General features: G+C 35.5%; 14 protein-coding genes and 1 pseudogene. 12 read left to right on the top strand and 3 right to left on the bottom strand.

The genetic code is table 11. The features are described 5' to 3' along the window. Positions 1 to 255: 255 nt before the first annotated feature. The 3 genes from H6G44_RS13860 (at position 256) to H6G44_RS13870 (ending at position 1,540) form a co-directional block, all read left to right on the top strand. On the top strand, positions 256 to 612 hold the full coding sequence (locus tag H6G44_RS13860) for an iron-sulfur cluster assembly accessory protein (RefSeq protein ID WP_190387092.1): 357 nt from the start codon (positions 256 to 258) through the stop codon (positions 610 to 612). An 83-nt stretch (positions 613 to 695) separates the two neighbouring features. Further along, on the top strand, positions 696 to 1,118 hold the full coding sequence (locus H6G44_RS13865) for a tetratricopeptide repeat protein (RefSeq protein ID WP_190387091.1): 423 nt from the start codon (positions 696 to 698) through the stop codon (positions 1,116 to 1,118). 170 nt (positions 1,119 to 1,288) lie between these two features. Next, positions 1,289 to 1,540: a hypothetical protein gene (locus H6G44_RS13870; RefSeq protein ID WP_190387090.1), complete on the top strand. Its 252-nt coding sequence runs from the start codon at positions 1,289 to 1,291 to the stop codon at positions 1,538 to 1,540. A 238-nt stretch (positions 1,541 to 1,778) separates the two neighbouring features. Here H6G44_RS13870 and H6G44_RS13875 read toward each other — a convergent pair whose 3' ends face one another. The 3 genes from H6G44_RS13875 to H6G44_RS13885 all read right to left on the bottom strand — a co-directional run bounded on the left by H6G44_RS13875 (position 1,779) and on the right by H6G44_RS13885 (position 4,445). Then, a complete protein-coding gene (locus H6G44_RS13875; protein WP_190387089.1) occupies positions 1,779 to 1,937 on the bottom strand; it encodes a hypothetical protein in 159 nt (52 codons plus the stop codon). Positions 1,938 to 2,146: 209 nt separating this feature from the next. Beyond that, the gene (locus tag H6G44_RS13880) at positions 2,147 to 4,048 is read right to left on the bottom strand and encodes a pentapeptide repeat-containing protein (RefSeq protein WP_190387088.1); all 1,902 of its coding nucleotides are present in this window, start codon (positions 4,046 to 4,048) and stop codon (positions 2,147 to 2,149) included. Positions 4,049 to 4,139: 91 nt separating this feature from the next. Next, positions 4,140 to 4,445 (bottom strand): hypothetical protein, encoded by a 306-nt coding sequence (locus H6G44_RS13885; RefSeq protein WP_190387087.1) that lies wholly within the window; start codon positions 4,443 to 4,445, stop codon positions 4,140 to 4,142. A 32-nt stretch (positions 4,446 to 4,477) separates the two neighbouring features. On the opposite strand from H6G44_RS13885, the gene H6G44_RS13890 reads away from it, so the two are divergent. The 9 genes and pseudogenes from H6G44_RS13890 to H6G44_RS13930 all read left to right on the top strand — a co-directional run bounded on the left by H6G44_RS13890 (position 4,478) and on the right by H6G44_RS13930 (position 17,673). Beyond that, positions 4,478 to 4,669, top strand: a complete 192-nt coding sequence (locus H6G44_RS13890; RefSeq protein WP_015213583.1) for a hypothetical protein — start codon at positions 4,478 to 4,480, stop codon at positions 4,667 to 4,669. Then, entirely contained in the window at positions 4,662 to 5,006 is a 345-nt protein-coding gene (locus H6G44_RS13895; RefSeq protein WP_190387086.1) for a type II toxin-antitoxin system PemK/MazF family toxin, read from the top strand. Before H6G44_RS13890 ends, H6G44_RS13895 begins: the two co-directional genes overlap by 8 nt. 135 nt (positions 5,007 to 5,141) lie before the next feature. Then, positions 5,142 to 5,402 (top strand): hypothetical protein, encoded by a 261-nt coding sequence (locus H6G44_RS13900; RefSeq protein ID WP_190387085.1) that lies wholly within the window; start codon positions 5,142 to 5,144, stop codon positions 5,400 to 5,402. A gap of 333 nt (positions 5,403 to 5,735) precedes the next feature. Beyond that, positions 5,736 to 8,140 (top strand): annotated as a pseudogene (locus H6G44_RS13905) (GH116 family glycosyl hydrolase). Between the two features lie 2,368 nt (positions 8,141 to 10,508). Beyond that, a complete protein-coding gene (locus H6G44_RS13910) occupies positions 10,509 to 10,892 on the top strand; it encodes a HetP family heterocyst commitment protein (protein WP_190387083.1) in 384 nt (127 codons plus the stop codon). A gap of 1,346 nt (positions 10,893 to 12,238) precedes the next feature. Beyond that, positions 12,239 to 12,835, top strand: a complete 597-nt coding sequence (locus tag H6G44_RS13915) for a helix-turn-helix domain-containing protein (protein ID WP_190387082.1) — start codon at positions 12,239 to 12,241, stop codon at positions 12,833 to 12,835. A gap of 21 nt (positions 12,836 to 12,856) precedes the next feature. After that, positions 12,857 to 15,577, top strand: coding sequence for a peptidase domain-containing ABC transporter (locus tag H6G44_RS13920; RefSeq protein ID WP_190387081.1), 2,721 nt, complete (start codon positions 12,857 to 12,859; stop codon positions 15,575 to 15,577). A 75-nt stretch (positions 15,578 to 15,652) separates the two neighbouring features. Further along, positions 15,653 to 17,191 (top strand): HlyD family efflux transporter periplasmic adaptor subunit, encoded by a 1,539-nt coding sequence (locus H6G44_RS13925; protein WP_190387080.1) that lies wholly within the window; start codon positions 15,653 to 15,655, stop codon positions 17,189 to 17,191. Positions 17,192 to 17,322: 131 nt separating this feature from the next. Then, the gene (locus H6G44_RS13930) at positions 17,323 to 17,673 is read left to right on the top strand and encodes a histidine triad nucleotide-binding protein (RefSeq protein WP_190387079.1); all 351 of its coding nucleotides are present in this window, start codon (positions 17,323 to 17,325) and stop codon (positions 17,671 to 17,673) included. The last annotated feature ends 283 nt before the right edge of the window (positions 17,674 to 17,956 follow it).

Genomic DNA, 17,956 nt, shown 5'->3' on the forward strand with positions numbered 1-17,956 from the left:
TTGGGAATGGTTAATCTGGAAACACACCGAACCCCTCAATTCTAGAATAAAAATCTAAGGTTGCTAAGAATGTGGCAACTGGTGATAGGGAAGGAATAATTGAGAATTTTCCGTCCATATTTCCATCTTCCCACTTTCTTATTCTTTTTGCCGTGCTAATGTCGCTAAAATGAATACAAAAACATTCATAGCCACCCAGAGGGATGAGAATGCCTTATGGGGTATTGATAAAACCAGTTCAGGAGTTAGGAATTTATGACACAAGCTACTCAAACTCAACAACGGGGAATTTTGTTATCTGAGGCTGCATTACGGCAGGTTAAGTCTCTTCAAGATAAGCAAGGGCAAGATTTATGCTTACGGGTGGGAGTTAGACAAGGTGGTTGTTCGGGAATGTCTTATATGATGGATTTTGAGGATGTCAGTAAGATTACTTCTGATGATGAGGTTTTCGATTATGATGGGTTTAAAATTATTAGCGATCGCAAAAGTCTACTTTACCTCTATGGTTTAATGTTGGATTATAGTGATGCCATGATTGGTGGTGGGTTTCAATTTACTAACCCTAATGCCGCCCAAACTTGCGGTTGCGGTAAATCTTTCGGCGTGTAATATTTGAGAAAAGTTTGTCAGTTATTGGTTGCTAATCACAACTGACAACTGACAACTGATAATCGACAACTGACTAAGAACAAATGACTAATACTATTGATTCCCTGTTTGATACAGGTTTAGAACGTTATAAGGCTGGAGAATCTGTAGAATCTCTGATTCCTGTATTTAAGGAGGTATGCGATCGCTCTCCTAAAGCCAGTTCTGCTTGGATTTGTTTGGCTTGGTTATATCTTCTTGATAATAAGGGTAAGTTGGCTTTTAATGCTGCTAATAAAGCTGTGAAACTCAATCCCCAAGACCCACAAGGGAGAATTAATCTGGCTTTAGCTATGTTGGAAACAGGTCAAAAAGGTTTACGAGAACACATTGATTTTGCACAACAATTAATATTTGTTAATGAAGAATGGCAAGAGGAAGTTAAAAATAGTATTGAAGATGGTTTAACTAGAAAACCTAATTGGAAAAATTTGGAAAAGGTCAAAAAATGGTTATTTGAAGAATAGGTAATAGGGAAAAGGGAACAGGGAATAGGGGGAAGATACTAACAACTGACAACTAACAACTAACAACTGACAACTGACAACTAACAACTAACAACTAACAACTAACAACTAACAACTGACAATTGACAACTGACAACTAACAACTAACAACTGACAACTGACCAATCAAAATGAAAGACAAATTATTAAACTGGCTTAACTTGATCTTAGTCGCTGATGTTTTCCTAGTGATTTTAGGTTTTGCATGGCTTGTTATAGCCGTGATTGGTGATGCTTCTGGAATCAATTTAGGTTTAGATTTGTGGCACAAACTCTGGATACCAGTATTTAATCCTGCTATTGGTATATTGATGGGTGGTGCGTTACTTAGCGGTATTATTAGCTGGGTATCCAAGAAACTGACTAAAAATGAGTTATCGTAAATTTTACAAAGCGATCACTCTCTATCCCTCCACCATTAATAATACCCGATAGGTAAGGGTTTAGCATTGTTTTTTACCCCTACAATTATTGACGATAGATAAGCGATAGCGCTGACTTGTCAGTTCGCTTACTTCACGGTAAAGATCACATTATGATTATATTATTGGACGAAAATCTTTTAAGTAAAAAATTCAAACAACCTTTTTTAAATAAAGGTTAATTGAATATATTGGTTAATTATTGACTTTTCATTGCTAAAAGCCTAAATTTACCTACAATTGTATTAGAACCAACATTAACTAAACGATAACTCCAGGCTTGACTTGAACTTGAGGCGTTAAATGATAGTTTTTTAAGATGAATTACATCTTCATAACGATTAAAGTCAGTGATCAAAGCATAATCAGAAGATCCATTTTTTAAGTAATAAACATTTTTCTTTGGGTAATTTATCCCGTGAGGAATTGTTACAAAGATTAAGAAATGAGGAAGGTTAGGGTATATTGTTTAATGTGTTTTTTTATATAGTCATCAGATTAGAAATCTGGGGCTATACAGACAAAGCCTACCTGCGTAGGCTATTCCTATGGATAATTTTCATCAAATTAATCTTGAAAATATCTTGCTTTAATTTCTGGATGGTCTGCTAAAAAGCGTTCTATTTCTAAATATGACCATCGTTCTACTTCAAAACCTTTATCTTCCTTCAGAGTATCCAGTTTATCATGTAATGTAGCGTCAATTATGCCACTAGTAAGTATACAAAAACCTTCTGCATTATATTGATCTAACATATCACGAATATTTGGAACTTGTGAACTTCCAAGAGATCCCTTATCACTTTTTAATTTGCACTGAGCTATCCATTTGATAGGTTTTTTATTAATATCTGTACCTTTGGAAAATACAATATCTCGACCACCATCACGAGAGCGTGATTTACCCATTTTATCTATATCAGTTAATTTTAAATTATGTTGTTTTATAAGGAGATCGTAGCAAAGTTGTTCAAATTGCTCATCATTAAGTTGAGTCCAATCACATGATATATCAGAAAATTTTGCTCCACCTCTTTTAGTATCATTTAGGTTTGCTCCAGATATATTTGCATATCGTAAATCCGCATTACTTAAATTTGCTCCTTGAAGATTCGCTTTTATTAATGTAGCTTCTTGTAGGTTTACTCCGGTTAGATTTGCACCACGCAAATCAGCCGAATGTAAATCAGCCGAATGTAAATGTGAATTGCTAAAATCAGTATGAATTAAACTAAAGTTAGCCAATTTTGCATTTTTTAGATAACTATTACTTAAATCAATCCATTCTAACTCATATTTTGAAAAATGATTTTGTGTCCCAGATAAGCTAATTTGATTTTTATATTGTTGATTTATTTGAGCAAATTTTTCTTGATTAAGAATTTTCCAAACAATAGCCCATTTATGATCTATTTCTGTTTTTATATCAATTATAGTTCCAGTCAGATTAGCCAAATTCAAATTAGCATCCTTTAAATTAGCACCACTCAGATCAGCATTATCTAAATTAGCACCACTCAAATTAGCATCCTTTAAATTAGCATCACTCAAATCGGCATCCTTTAAATTAGCATCACTCAAATCAGCTTGATTGAGAAAAGCTTTATTTAATTGAGCATGACTTAAATCAGCATTTCTAAGGTTAGCATTACTTAAATTAGCTTGATTAAGATTTGCCCAATCTAGATGGGTGTTACTTAAATTAGCATAGCTTAGGTTCACTCCTTCAAGCTCGGCACTACTTAAATGAGCATCGCTGAAGTTGAAATGACTAAGATTTTTATCACTAAGATTGACACTACTTAAGTCAGCATTAATCAAGTTAGCACCATTCAAGTTAGCACCATTCAAGTTAGCATCACTCAAGTTAGCATTACTCAAGTTAGCACCACTCAAGTTAGCACCACTCAAGTTACCACCACTCAGGTCAGCACCACTAAGATTCAGATTACTAAGGTCTACACCACATAATTTTGTTTCAATTAATTCTGCATCACTTAGATTGACATTACTGAAAATTGCAACTTCTAACTCTTCGGCATAACCATATTGTGAATTGTCAATACAATCATCTATATATACACAGTCATATTGAGAACGCTGTGCATTGGCAAAACATAAGTTAGCATAACTTAAATAAGCATCACTTAAATCTGAATCATGAAAATTAACACCTGCTAAATTAGTATTGCGTAAGTCTGCATGACTAAAATTAACACCACTGAAATTAGCACCACCCAAATCAGAATCGCTCAAATCAGCATTACTTAAATCTGAATCATGAAAATTAACACCTGCTAAATTAGTGTTGCGTAAATTTGCATGACTAAAATTAACACCACTGAAATTAGCATCACTAAAATCAGCACCACTCAAATCAGCATTTCTTAAATCAATATTTTCCAAGTTTAATTCCTGAAAATCTGTTTCTCCTTCTTCATAAAGTGCTAGAAGTTTCGCAGCATCCATACTGTCTTATCCTTTTAAATGGTATAGTTTGTTTCCAATTACCTTGATATTCTAACAAATTTACAACGTTAAAAGAGGTTTTTTGTCATTTTTAGGCATAGGTTTTATATTTTAAGTCAGCTTGAATAAGATGAGGGATCTGATAAATCAGTGTTTGTGCGATTTTTGGAAGAGCGATCGCTTGTGGTGTGATTTTGGAGAGAGCGATCGCTTCTAGGGTGATTTTGATGAGTGCGATCGCTTGTAGGATGATTTTGGGAATGCGATCGCTTGTGGTGTGATTTTGGAGAGAGCGATCGCTTGTAGGATGATTTTGGGAATGCGATCGCTTATAGTGTGATTTTGGGGAGTGCGATCGCTTGTAGGATGATTTTGATGAGTGCCATATCAAGCTCATGTTATAATATCTCCATATATAGGAAAAAAGCTATGACTGCTTTAGTACAAGAACTTCTGAATACATTCGACCGCTTGACAGACTCAGAACGGTTAGATTTGGTATTAGAGATTTTAAAGCGGACAGTTGATTTAGATTTTTCGCCCTTATCTGATGAAGATTTAGTCATGAATGCTGAGGGACTTTTTCTTGATTTAGATGAGGAAGAAGCGGAGTATGAGTAGTCCTAAACGTAGTGAAGTTTGGCTAGTAGATTTAGGTTATGTGGCAAAAGTTAGACCATGTTTAGTAATCAGTATTCCTGTACTAGATCAAGATCGTGCATTAGTGACTCTTGTTCCACACACAACAAGTTCACGTGGTTCAAGATTTGAGGCACAAATCAAAACTAATTTCCTTCGGGAAGGAGTATTTGATGTGCAAAATATCATCACAATTCCTCATGCAAAGCTTTTACGCAAATTGGGAAACATAACACCAGAACAAATGCTGGAATTAGAACAGGTGCTACTATTTTGGCTGGGATTTGACGAAAAAAACGTTCAAGATGATGATGAGTAGTCTGTGCAGCAAATTGATAATTTAGTGCTTGTGTGATTTTTGGGAGTGCGATAGCGAAGCGCACCGAAGGAATCGCTGTAAAATAAAGAGATAAAATAGAATCATCCCTATTCTTCCTATGAAAACGAGGTACAGATGACTTATTTAGAACTACATCAAAAGATTGAACAACAGATATCCCAACTACCACCAGAACAGCTTTCCTTAGTTAGTGATTTTCTCGACTCTATTCAGGAAAAAAGCACCGTAAATCAACGCCCATTACGTCGTATTTCCCCCATCAAGCGAGGTAAAAAAGCAGGTGATTTACTACATTATGCTGGAACTTGGCCTGGTGATGATCTTGAAGATTGTCTGCGTTTAGTTGAAGAAACCCGTTCCCAAACGCAGTTTTAATTTCTGTTACTATGTCTTATTTGCTCGATACTAATCACTGTAGCTACATTTCAGAAGTTGACGCAAATTCCGATTCGTCACATTTCCACAAGTTAACCAAAAGATTTGACGACGTATCCCTAACCAACAAACCAAATTAACAAAATCACTCCGTCGTACAGCAAATACAACACAAAGACAATACCACCGAAATACTTGACAAAATAAATCAATTCCTAGCAGAGCAGGAAATGAATAAGAGAGATTGCGCGAAATAACAATATTTTCATGATGACTTGAGAAAAATCACACATCGCGCTAGTCTTCATTAGCATTAACCGTAAAACTCAAACCATGACAAACCACCCCCAAATACCCCCTGCACCTGGAAACGTCCCATTGGCTTAGGCTGGGATAAGCCCTACACCGTCCGTTATCCTAGTAATATAGATGATGGTCCCTGGCACGGAATGCCCCTTGGTGGCTTTGGTGCGGGGTGTATAGGACGTTCTTCACGGGGAGACTTTAACCTGTGGCACATTGACGGAGGAGAACATACTTTTAAAACCGTTCCCGCTTGTCAATTTAGTATCTTTGAATCTGGACAAGCTTACGCATTATCTACCCAACCCCCAGAAGATCATACACTATCATCCTGGCAATGGTATCCACCTTCCTCTGTAGAAGAAGAGGAGTTGGGGGTCAGGTCAGGAACATATCACGCACTTTATCCCCGCAGTTGGTTTGTTTACGAAAATGTCTTTAAAACTCAATTAACCTGTGAGCAATTTTCCCCAATTTGGGCAGATAATTATCAAGAAACTAGTTATCCAGTAGCGGTTTTTTTGTGGAAAGCTCACAACCCCACAAATACACCAATTACTATCAGCATCATGTTAACTTGGGAAAATATGGTAGGTTGGTTTACTAATACTTTAAAATCTCCCCAAGTGCGAGTTAGAGATGATGGTAGTCCAGTTTATGAATATCAACCAGCTTGGGGAAAAAGTCAAAACAATTATAATTGTTTAGCCGAAGATGATCAATATTTTGGTTGTGTTTTAGGTCAAGTTTCTAATAGTCAAACCGTTCAAGAAGGAGACGGAACTTGGTGTATTGCGACTACCAAAAATTCTCAAGTTGAAATATTTCATCATTCCCGATTTAACCCTGTCGGTAATGGTGCAGATATTTGGCAGAATTTCGCAGAAAATGGTTCTTTACCTAATTATATAGATGAAACTCCCGCAGACGAAAATACCAGATTAGGCGCTGCAATTGCAGTCCGTTTGACTTTACAACCAGGGGAAACTTTAGAAGTTCCCTTTGTCCTGAGTTGGGATTTTCCGGTGACGGAATTTGCCGCAGGAGTGAACTATTTCCGCAGATATACTGACTTTTTTGGCTGTAATGGTGAGAATGCTTGGCAAATTGCGACTACCGCACTCAAATCATATCATAATTGGCGATCGCTCATTCAAAATTGGCAAAATCCTATTTTAGAAAGATCAGATTTACCCAATTGGTTTAAAATGGCTTTATTCAACGAACTTTACGACTTAACCAGCGGAGGAACTCTCTGGAGCGCTGCCTCGGAAATTGATCCCATTGGTCAATTTGCTGTGTTAGAATGTTTAGATTACCGTTGGTATGAAAGTCTAGACGTGCGGTTATATGGTTCTTTTGGTTTATTGATGTTATTTCCTGAACTGGAAAAATCAGTAATTCGCGCTTTTGCCAGAGCAATTCCCCAAGGTGATGATACAACTAGAATTATCGGTTATTATCTGACAATTAAATCTGACAGTCCTCTCGCAGTTCGTAAAGTCCCAGGTGCGACACCTCACGATTTAGGCGCTCCCAACGAACACGTTTGGGAAAAAACCAATTATACTAGTTATCAAGACTGCAATCTCTGGAAAGATTTAGGTTGTGATTTTGTTTTACAGGTATATCGAGATTTTCTGTTTACCGGTGCCAATGATCTTGACTTTTTAGCAGATTGTTGGGATGCTATTGTTCAGACTCTCGATTATGTGAAAAAATTTGATTTAGATGGGGACAGCATACCCGAAAATTCCGGCGCACCTGACCAAACTTTTGATGATTGGCGCTTAAATGGTATCAGTGCATATTGTGGTGGTTTATGGTTAGCGGCTTTGGAGGCTGCTATTGCTATTTCTAAGATTTTAGCGAACCACAGAGGCACAGAGGTCACGGAGGTGGAGGTGCAAGGGTCAATTTATCAGGGTTGGTTAAATCAATCTAAACCAATTTATCAGGAAAAGTTGTGGAATGGTGAATATTATCGGTTAGATAGTGACAGTGGTTCTGATGTGGTTATGGCTGATCAATTGTGTGGGCAATTTTACGCTCGTTTATTGAGTTTACCAGATATTGTCCCCAGCGATCGCGCTTTGTCTGCCTTAACAAAAGTACATGATTCCTGTTTTCTCAAATTCCAAAATGGTAAATTTGGCGCTGCTAACGGTGTTCTTCCCAATGGTTTACCAGAAAATCCTCATTCTACCCACCCTTTGGAGGTTTGGACTGGAATTAATTTTGGTCTAGCAGCCTTCCTCATGCAAATGGACATGAAAAATGAAGCAATGCAATTAACGGAGGCTGTGGTGAGGCAAATTTACAACAACGGTTTGCAATTTCGCACTCCAGAAGCAATCACAGCTAATGGTACTTTCCGTGCTAGTACCTATCTCCGCGCTATGGCTATTTGGGGAATTTATTTGCTAATTCGTTAAATCCCACATTCGTTATCTCTCTGACTGGTCTAAGAAGTCCGGGAGATGATTGTTCACAAAACCTAAAAAATACAGAATTTCTTAATTATCTGATTTTCATCCAACTTTTGGGAGATTTTATTTTCCTATTATTTCCGGAATTGAGTGAAAAAATCAGTAATGTTTAAGTGTTGAATAGTTTAAATCTGAACCTCAATGCTTTAGGATATATGTCTTTTTCCCTGATTTATCTCCAAGAATTCTAAATTTATGGAAGATAAATTTTTGGACTCAGTGTCATGGGGTTGACTTTCCCACCGAAGTTATGAAAAAATGAAGAGTCAGCAAATGGCAATAAATCACATTAGTAATTGCCTTTAGCAAGTGCTATGGAAATAACAGCACGCTTGAAAGTTAATTACTTAACATAAATTTTCCTCAGGGTCGAAAAAATCACTTGTTCTCCATTTCATTTCAGGTTGTGGGAAATAAAAAGCCGGAAATTACCAACCTAAAAATATTCCCCACTCCAGTTGGAAACAGATGAGAATTTACCAGTACACTTTAATCATCAATGATACTAGTAGTTGCAGGATAGTTGAATAAAGCAAGGACAGCAGGAGCTTTATCAAGCTATTTTGTCAGGTTAGTTCAGATGCAAATGCCGTTAGTATCTAAGACTGCCAGTTAAGGTGATAAGTTCCCAATTGTTTTTAATAAAATTAAAACTTTGCAATAGTGAGCACCCTGAAAATTTCCCATCTTACTTAAAAACTCAAGTAGCTTGGGAGTTACAATATAACCTCCTGATTGCTTTGTGTCAAGGAGTTAATTGATAAATTTTTGAGTAAGTTGTCAAAAAAATCTGAGTTAGTAATTAGTTCTTAAAGCTGAATAGTAGGGGTTAATATACTGAAATTTTGGAAGACTTATTTTTTTAAAATTACTTAGGAATACGGACTCAATCTTGATTCATACCCAAGTATTATCTTTAGCCAGAAGAATCTGCGAAAATTGATAATAAATAATGATAGTTATTTTTACCAAATTAGTTTAATGAATATATTGTAATGTTGCCTATAGTAATAAGTTGTATAGATATAATTAATAAACTGGCTATTATCATTAATACCAATACCGGCTAATAAATAAATAGCTATTAAGTCAACAAATAAGATAATAGCCAAATGTCATTGGTGATACAGTTTTTGTGATCTACATCTATCTAAATGTGTTCTTTATCTAAAATCAAAGATATTGAGAATTTCAATTAATTGACAAGACTAGAGAATTAACAAAAAATATTTTGCTAGTTTTTGAATTATTTCTTAATTTAGACTTCTATCTATTTTTAAAGACAAAAAAACCTTGAAACAGCTTTACAGTAAGAGTCTTGGCCAACTAAAATATATAATAAATAGCTACTTTTTTAGTTAAACTTTAACGTATTACTAATATATTTGGTTTCTAAAACTATTTATATGCTAGGAGCATATATAAAGTATGTTAGTGGTATTTTTGCTTTGTATGACAATGATAACATCTGCCATTGAGATTAAGGTGGGGGGTGACACCCCTCATTTTTTGCCAAGTGGTGACAAAAATCAAACTTGCACAGGACATAAGTAAATATCTAGATAAGTTCAGTAAATTTAACTTAAATCTTGCCACCTTGGCAGATGACATTAGCGACAAAAAATAGTATAAATAAAAATGTGGCTTTTGAAATTGAGAAATCAATCGTTTTTCTGATTCCATTCAGCATTTGTCAGCTTTTACAGCAAAAGCTACAAAAACAATGGTAAGAAGTTATATAGCAGTAACTAGGATAAAACTGAAAATTTCCACTTTTAAGTTTCAAGAGTACACAATGGCATCTACGAAAAGCTACGTCTAACTCAGTTCTTCTTGGTAGAAATCAGAAAATTTGGTAAATTTTTACCTTTAATTCATTAGTAAATATAAACCCAAAGCCCAGACGCAATTAATACATATTATTTCTATGAGCTATGGATATTACTAATTGAAAACTGTAATACCGCGCAGGAAATTAGGATACAAGCGACAAAGCACAACAGTACACAGGCTTGATTAAAAACAATCAGGTTTTCAATCACAGGTCAGGTTATGAAAAAAATCATCAGGTCAAATGCGTTTTTTAAGTCAGTTCAACGGGTGACTTTAGAGATACGGTTCTTTAAATTTCCTTCTGGTCAGGTATGGGTGTTCACAAGTACCGGACTTTTGCAACAAGTTGTTACTCTTTTCAACATCTGTCACCAATTGATTATTTATAGGTTCTGGTCATTCCCGCAACAGCAATTTGGCTGAAGACCATGGCATTTGCAGACACTGAACTAATTTACTCAATTCAAAAACAACTAAGATTATGAATCAAGATATTGCTGGTAGTGGTAACAACTTAGAACCAAAAATCCATCCGGAACAGTTGGACCAAGTGGTTGAGGCGATTTTAGCAGGGAAGTATTCTTGGGCTTGTGTTTTAATGTTGCGGTTCGTAGGCTACAATCCAATGCATTATATCCCTTATCGTACTTATAACCGTATCCTGAAAGAGAATGCTCGCATAGGTCGCTCAAATACACAAAATAATGAACCGCTAAAACTTGCCAAACCAACCACAGAGAAAAGAGCCGAAGGCAATCTGGCCTCTAGTTGTTTAAACAAGATTAAAGATATGGCTTATCTAGAAGTGGGAAGTAAGCAAAAGGCAGAGTCCCACACTAATAGTAGGGAAAAAAAGTCGGCATAGTTGCTGATTATCTTGTAATTGCTTGTTACTCAGACTGACTAATAGGAAATGTGAGTAACTGCAATTACTGACTTTGTTGTAAAAATCTGCCAGAATGGCAAATATACACTGGTAACATCCTATAAATTAGAAATAACAACCTAAACCAAGATTCAAGGCAGACTAATTGCATTTTTCCCAAGAAAATTGTTTGTGTTTGTAGAGGAAAGGTATGGGCTGATTGCTTGGGCATTCAGTTTCTCATTAATTAAATAAATTCGACATTAAGACTGATAAACCATGACCAAAAATCTGGGATACAAGCCCCGTCCTTCTAGGACGGCTTTATGTTATAATTTGGGTATAGTCGCCATAGGGCATTGGGAGACTTTAAACGGACATAGAGGGACGATAAGACCACTTGTGGCGTGTTCCAGTGAAGTGTCAAGAATCACCGCTCCTTTAGGACGGTGAGTATGTCAATAACGGTGGTTCTTTTTCCTAGGAAGTCTGAGTAGTTTTCAATTGGGGTGGTGGCTTGTCCCAATTAAATTCAGGTGTATAAATAACTTCTGCTACTAAATTTTCTGTAGCTAAGGTTGGGCTAATTTTAGTTACAAAGGTAGATGAGGAAAAGGAAAAGTTATGGTGAAATCATTCTCCTATTAGCAAATTTTTACTGTCATGTCAACTGGCAATTGATTTAACGGTAATTAGGGGTTGTTTAGAAGTTGTATGATTTTACAGCTTCTTTTTCATATCTAGGACTGGACAAGACCATGAGGACATAAATTGTTAGTATTAATGTACAAAATTTAAGTTTATATAAATTTTATGTAAAATTTTTATGAAGTTTAGATGAAGATTTTATTTTTTATATAAATTTTATAAGAAGATATAGCAGAATTTAAAGATAGCAATTAAAGCCTTGTCACTTTTTTATCTAAACTGAATTACTGTAGCATTAGCCCTAACCCATAATATGTTATCGAACAGACAATTTCATATTTAAGAAATTCTGCTGATGATAGTTTTTTGGTTTTAGGTTAGTGTAAGGGATATATTACATCAGAGCTTATTTACTTTGAGGCTACAATTTGTGGAACAAGTGTTTCGTAATTGTTGGGTCATTAAAACTGTATGAACTTAAATAGTTTAGAGTTAATTAATCTGATACCTCAGAGAAGTTTTTGGAGTTTATCTGTGGGTATTTTGCCAAATGGTGCTGTTTATTGGGGGACAAAACAGCTATGACTGTTGCATAGATATTGATAATCAAAGAAATACTCATCAAATGCCTTTACTTAACAGGTATAGGACTGATATGGATTTGCCCAAATTTGAATTGAAGGCAACTGGTAAGAATTATGTCATCTTATTCTCATCAAGATCGGGTTGTTAATATTTACGATAGTTATGAAAGTAAGTTTTTAACACCTTTTCAGCGGAAAGTATTGCTAAAAAATTTACAAAATAATTCACAACCAGAATATCGGCGACGAATTGAGATTATGTTATTAGCAGATATGGGAAAATCGCAAACTCATATTTGTGAAATGATTGGTTGTTCTCAGGAAATGGCAAGATATTGGATTGGTATTGCTGAGGCGGGTATGGCACACAAATGGAATGAGCGGCCATTGGGTAGACCAAAGATTGTGAATCATCAATATATTGAAAGATTAAAGGAATTAGTTAATTGTAGTCCCCGAGAATATGGCTATGCTTTTGGTGATTGGACGGCTCAATGGTTAAGTAAACATTTAGGAAAAGAGTTAGGAATTCAAATTAGTGATCGCCATGTTAATCGTTTACTTAAACAAATGGGACTTTCTACTAAGCGCAAAATTTCCCCATTGATAACTACTGAAAATCAGGATTTGGCAATTAAAATTACTGATTTGCATTCTCCATCTGAACCTAGTTTACATTGGTCATTTAATCTCATACAGACTAATAAATAGTAGTGTTTTGGAGGTTAGGAAATGCTGTCAGCGTTTTCTCAAGAACAGTTAGTTACACATATTAAGCAGGTTCTGAGTGATGGGTTATCAGATCAAGCAGTTAAAGATTGTATCAAGGCATTAGAAATTATTGAACCACCAGTAGCCAAGCAATTTTGGCAAGCGATAACAGCAAAACCGGGAATTTATATTGTGCTGACGGGTAAGGTGAGATTATTGGATAGTGCCAATAATTTAATTAATACTCTCACCCCAGGGTCATCATTTGGGGAGTTGACTTTATTTCCAGAACGAGAGTTTAGCAGTTATGTTGCTAGAGCTTCTGTGAATTTAAAGATTGCTTATCTTCCCGAACAGATTGTCAAGAAGATCATAGGTCAATTTCCTCATGTCTATGATCTTTTATTGCATAAAGCGGAACTAATTAATACTTCCAAGTCTTCTGAAATTCCGATTATTGAAACAGTAAAGACTGTAAAAAGTTCTAATTTTTTTCAACCAATAATTTCCAAATCGATACAATCTCAAAAAAGCCCTAAATACTTTCCTATTCCTACTGTAATTGCTGGCAATTGGTGGCGTAAATTTACTAAACGCTATCCATTTTTTGAACAACAAAGTGCTGCTGATTGTGGTGCTGCTTGTTTAGTTATGGTTGGTCGTTATTGGGGTAAAAACCTAAGTATTAATCGGCTGCGGGATCTAACTAATATTAGCCGTAGTGGTGCATCAATGAGAAGTTTGAGTGCAGCGGCAGAAAGCCTTGGTTTTGCTACTCGTCCAGTGAAAGCTAGTTTAGATAAATTCGCTCAACAGCCTTTACCAGCGATCGCTCATTGGCAGGGTAAACATTACATTGTTGTCTATGAAATTACAAAAAAACAGGTAATTATTGCCGATCCAGCTATTGGCCAACGTCAGCTAAATATTAAGGAATTTCTGGCAGGTTGGACTGGTTACGCTTTATTATTACAGCCTACAGCTTCCCTCAAAAAAACGCAAGAAGCTAACACGCCATTTTGGCAGTTATTAGATTTAGTTAAACCCCACTTTCAAGTTCTACTCGAAGTATTTACTGCTTCAGTATTAATTCAGGTATTTGGATTAGTTACACCTTTATTTACTCAACTTTTATTAGATAGAGTAATTGTTCAAGGTAGTGTTTTAACCTTAAATACTGTAGGATTTGGATTGTTAATTTTTGGTTTGTTTCGTGTTGCCATTAATGGGTTAAGACAATATTTACTAGATCACACCGCTAACCGAATTAGTGTAGCTTTAATGGTGGGATTTATTAAACATACATTTAGTTTACCTCTCTCATTTTTTGAGTCTCGTTATGTGGGTGATATTGTCTCCCGTGTTCAAGAAAATCAAAAAATTCAACGGTTTTTGACTGGTGAAGCTTTGTCTATTGGTTTGGATTTATTAACGGTATTTGTTTATATAGGATTAATGTTTTGGTACAGTCCACCAATGGCATTAATGACATTGTCAATTGTGCCACCGTTTGTGTTATTAACATTCTTTGCCACACCATTTTTACGGCGAATTAGTCGAGAGGTATTTACTGCCGGAACACTGGAAAATAGTTATTTAATTCAAAGCTTGACTGGCATTTCTTCAATTCGTTCTATGGCTATTGAACAAGCAGTTCGTTGGCATTGGGAAGAATTGCTAAATAATTTAATCAAAAAGAATTTTGGTGGTCAAGTAATTAGTAATCAACTGCAATTAGTTAGCTCGACTATTCAATCTTTAGCAAGTACGGGATTATTATGGTTTGGGGCTTGGTTGGTGATTCAAAATCAACTTACTATTGGTCAATTAGTAGCTTTTAATATGTTGCTGGGCAATATTATTCAGCCCTTTCAACGACTAATTATTTTGTGGAATCAATTGCAAGAGGTAATTGTCGCTACGGAACGAATTAATGATGTATTGGAGGCAGAACCAGAGGAAAATGTAGAACGTGAGACTCGGCAATTTTTACCGAGATTAATCGGGAAAATTAGTTTTAATAATGTTACCTTTCGCTACCATCCTGAAAGTGAGATTAATATTTTAGAAAATCTCAGTTTTGAGATATTGCCCGAACAAACTGTAGCCGTTGTTGGGCGCAGTGGGTCGGGGAAAACAACACTTTCTAAATTGATTTTGGGTTTATATCTGGCGACAGATGGAAGAGTTTTAATTGACAATCAAGATGTGACTAGTATTTCCTTAAATTCATTGCGATCGCAAATAGGAGTTGTTGATCAAGATACATTTTTATTTGGCGGAACAATTCGAGAAAATATCACAATTGCCCATCCTGAAGCCTCTTTAGAAGAGATTATGGAAGCAGCCCAACTTGCAGGTGCAGATGAGTTTATTAAAAGAATGCCAATGGGTTATGAAACCCAAATTGGTGAAGGTGGTGGAATGTTATCAGGAGGACAACGTCAACGGTTAGCAATTGCCCGTGCACTATTAGGAAATCCCCGACTTTTAATATTAGATGAAGCTACAAGTCATCTTGATTCTGAATCAGAACGCATTATTCAGAATAACCTCAAAAAAATCCTCCAAGGTCGTACAAGTGTAATTATTGCTCACCGTCTTTCTACTGTTCGTAATGCGGATTTAATCTTAGTTTTAGATCGTGGTGTTCTAGTAGAAAGCGGTACACATGAAGAATTAATTACTAAAAAAGGACATTATTTCTATCTCAATCAACAACAATTAGCGCAAACAAATTAATTATCACTAGATCTCCAATTTATTCAAGAAGTCGGGGATCTATAACTACAAAAATATAGAACTCTAAAACTACTTATGCCACAGTCAGTCTACACACAACCAACCGTTACTATAAACCAACAGCATCAAGCTGAATCTACTACCTTTATCCAAAATCAAAGCCAAAATCAGAAATTAAATAAAGCTAAGGATTGGTTTTATGGAACAGAAGAATTATTAGATGCTTTACCAAAAGTATGGACTCGTTCAATGTTGTATTTATTAGTTAGTTTTGCCACAATTATTTTACCTTGGGCAATGTTAACTAAGGTTGATGAAACGGGAAATGCTACCGGGAGAATAGAGCCTAAAGGTGCAACACAAAAATTAGATAGTTCAGTAACTGGTAGCGTTGTTAATGTTAATGTTAAAGAAGGTGCAACTGTTAAAGCTGGGCAGGTTTTATTAGAAATGGAATCTGATGTTCTGCAAACAGAAATTAAACAGGGAAAAGATAAATTAGAAGGTTTAATTAATCGCCAAGCTCAATTAGAAGTATTGAAAAATCAAGTCTTAATGACGATGAATATTCAGCATCAGCAAAACCAATCTCAATCATTAGAAAAAATTGCCCGAATTAATCAAGCTCAAGAAACACTTGAGACTAAAAAAAGTGCATATAATTTACAAAGTTTAGAAAAACGAGCACAAATCGATCAAGTAAAACAGAATATACAATCTACTCAAACTAACCATAGATTAGCTACAAGTCGGTTAAATCGAGATATTGCTGAAGTTGAACGTTATCGTTTACTATTAAAAGAAGGAATAATTCCTCAAACTAAAGTAGTAGAATTAGAAAAAATTGCCGAAGAAAGCGAACGTACACAAGAAGAATCAAAATTTAATCTTCAAACAGCACAGTTACGGCTAAAAGAACAAGAAATTACTTATCGGTCACTAATGAATCAAGTTAAATCAGATATTGAACAGGCAAAATTGCAATTAAAAGAACAAGAAAGTAGTTATAAAAGTTCTATCAAAGGTGGAGAAATAGCATTATTAAAAAGTCAAGAACAGTTTAAAGATTTACAAAATCAAATTATTTCTCTGCAATCAGAAATTAGACAAGCAAAGGGACAAATTACATCCTTACAGTTACAGTTAAAACAGCGTATTATCCGCTCCCCTATTGATGGAACAATCTTTGAATTACCTACTAAAAAACCTGGTTCTGTAGTCCAGACAGGACAAATGATTGCTCAAATTGCACCTAAAAATGCCGCTTTAATTTTAAAAGCACGTATGCCTAGTCAACATAGTGGTTTTGTCAAGGTAGGAATGCTAGTAAAAATCAAATTTGATGCCTATCCTTTCCAAGAATATGGCATTTTATCAGGGCGAATTAATTGGATCTCACCTAATTCTAAAGTTCAGGAAAATACTAACAGTCGGATAGAAACTTATGAATTAGATATTGCTTTAGAAAATCCTTATATTCAAGTTGGTAATAAACAGATTCCTCTCACACCTGGACAAACAGCAAGTGCTGAAGTAATTATCCGTCAACGTAGAGTTATTGATTTTATTTTAGATCCATTTAAGAAGTTACAAAAAAATGGTTTAGATCTTTAAATCAAGTTATCCCCCTCCATGACTCTAGGAAAATAAATAGCATTTTTAACTTTTACTATTCTGAAAAATTTCTATGGAGAAAATACCAATCATCACTTAGAATATCTAGGAGATGAAGAAATCAAAATTGTATGAGTCAAAACACAGAAACCATTTTCAGCAAAATCATTCGTAAAGAAATTCCCGCGAATATTGTTTATGAAGACGATTTGTCCTTAGCTTTTACAGATATTAACCCACAAGCACCAGTTCACATCCTTATTATTCCCAAAAAACCCATAGTTAATCTTGCTACCGCTGAACCTGAAGACCAAGCACTTTTAGGACATCTATTATTAACAGCTCAGAAAGTTGCAGCACAAGCAGGACTAGAAAACGGTTATCGCGTAGTCATAAATACTGGTATTGATGGCGGTCAAACAGTTTATCATCTACATATACATATTCTCGGTCGTCGTCCTATGACCTGGCCACCGGGTTAATTTTTACATCTGAAATAATCAAACCCTTATGGGGTGGGCATTCTGCCCCCTCAATTATCACAATAGCTGCTGTAAATTCGGTAATATCAGAAAAACTAATGGCTTTTATAATTAATACTTACTTTAAACCCCTTTACAAATCGAAACATAAAGCTTATTATAAATTCATGAGGTAGAAACACCTACCAAAACATACATAACTCAAACGCAATTATAAACACATGACTACAACATTACAGCAGCGCCAAAGCGCCGATGTGTGGAGCCGCTTCTGCGAGTGGAT

Source organism: Aphanizomenon flos-aquae FACHB-1287 (genome assembly GCF_014698755.1).
GTDB lineage: Bacteria > Cyanobacteriota > Cyanobacteriia > Cyanobacteriales > Nostocaceae > Dolichospermum > Dolichospermum flosaquae.

Coding starts and splice junctions, on each gene's coding strand:
- H6G44_RS13860 (WP_190387092.1), top strand. CDS start 256: ATGACACAAGCTACTCAAACTCAACAACGGGGAATTTTGTTATCTGAG.
- H6G44_RS13865 (WP_190387091.1), top strand. CDS start 696: ATGACTAATACTATTGATTCCCTGTTTGATACAGGTTTAGAACGTTAT.
- H6G44_RS13870 (WP_190387090.1), top strand. CDS start 1,289: ATGAAAGACAAATTATTAAACTGGCTTAACTTGATCTTAGTCGCTGAT.
- H6G44_RS13880 (WP_190387088.1), bottom strand. CDS start 4,048: ATGGATGCTGCGAAACTTCTAGCACTTTATGAAGAAGGAGAAACAGAT.
- H6G44_RS13885 (WP_190387087.1), bottom strand. CDS start 4,445: ATGAGCTTGATATGGCACTCATCAAAATCATCCTACAAGCGATCGCAC.
- H6G44_RS13890 (WP_015213583.1), top strand. CDS start 4,478: ATGACTGCTTTAGTACAAGAACTTCTGAATACATTCGACCGCTTGACA.
- H6G44_RS13895 (WP_190387086.1), top strand. CDS start 4,662: ATGAGTAGTCCTAAACGTAGTGAAGTTTGGCTAGTAGATTTAGGTTAT.
- H6G44_RS13900 (WP_190387085.1), top strand. CDS start 5,142: ATGACTTATTTAGAACTACATCAAAAGATTGAACAACAGATATCCCAA.
- H6G44_RS13910 (WP_190387083.1), top strand. CDS start 10,509: ATGAATCAAGATATTGCTGGTAGTGGTAACAACTTAGAACCAAAAATC.
- H6G44_RS13915 (WP_190387082.1), top strand. CDS start 12,239: ATGTCATCTTATTCTCATCAAGATCGGGTTGTTAATATTTACGATAGT.
- H6G44_RS13920 (WP_190387081.1), top strand. CDS start 12,857: ATGCTGTCAGCGTTTTCTCAAGAACAGTTAGTTACACATATTAAGCAG.
- H6G44_RS13925 (WP_190387080.1), top strand. CDS start 15,653: ATGCCACAGTCAGTCTACACACAACCAACCGTTACTATAAACCAACAG.
- H6G44_RS13930 (WP_190387079.1), top strand. CDS start 17,323: ATGAGTCAAAACACAGAAACCATTTTCAGCAAAATCATTCGTAAAGAA.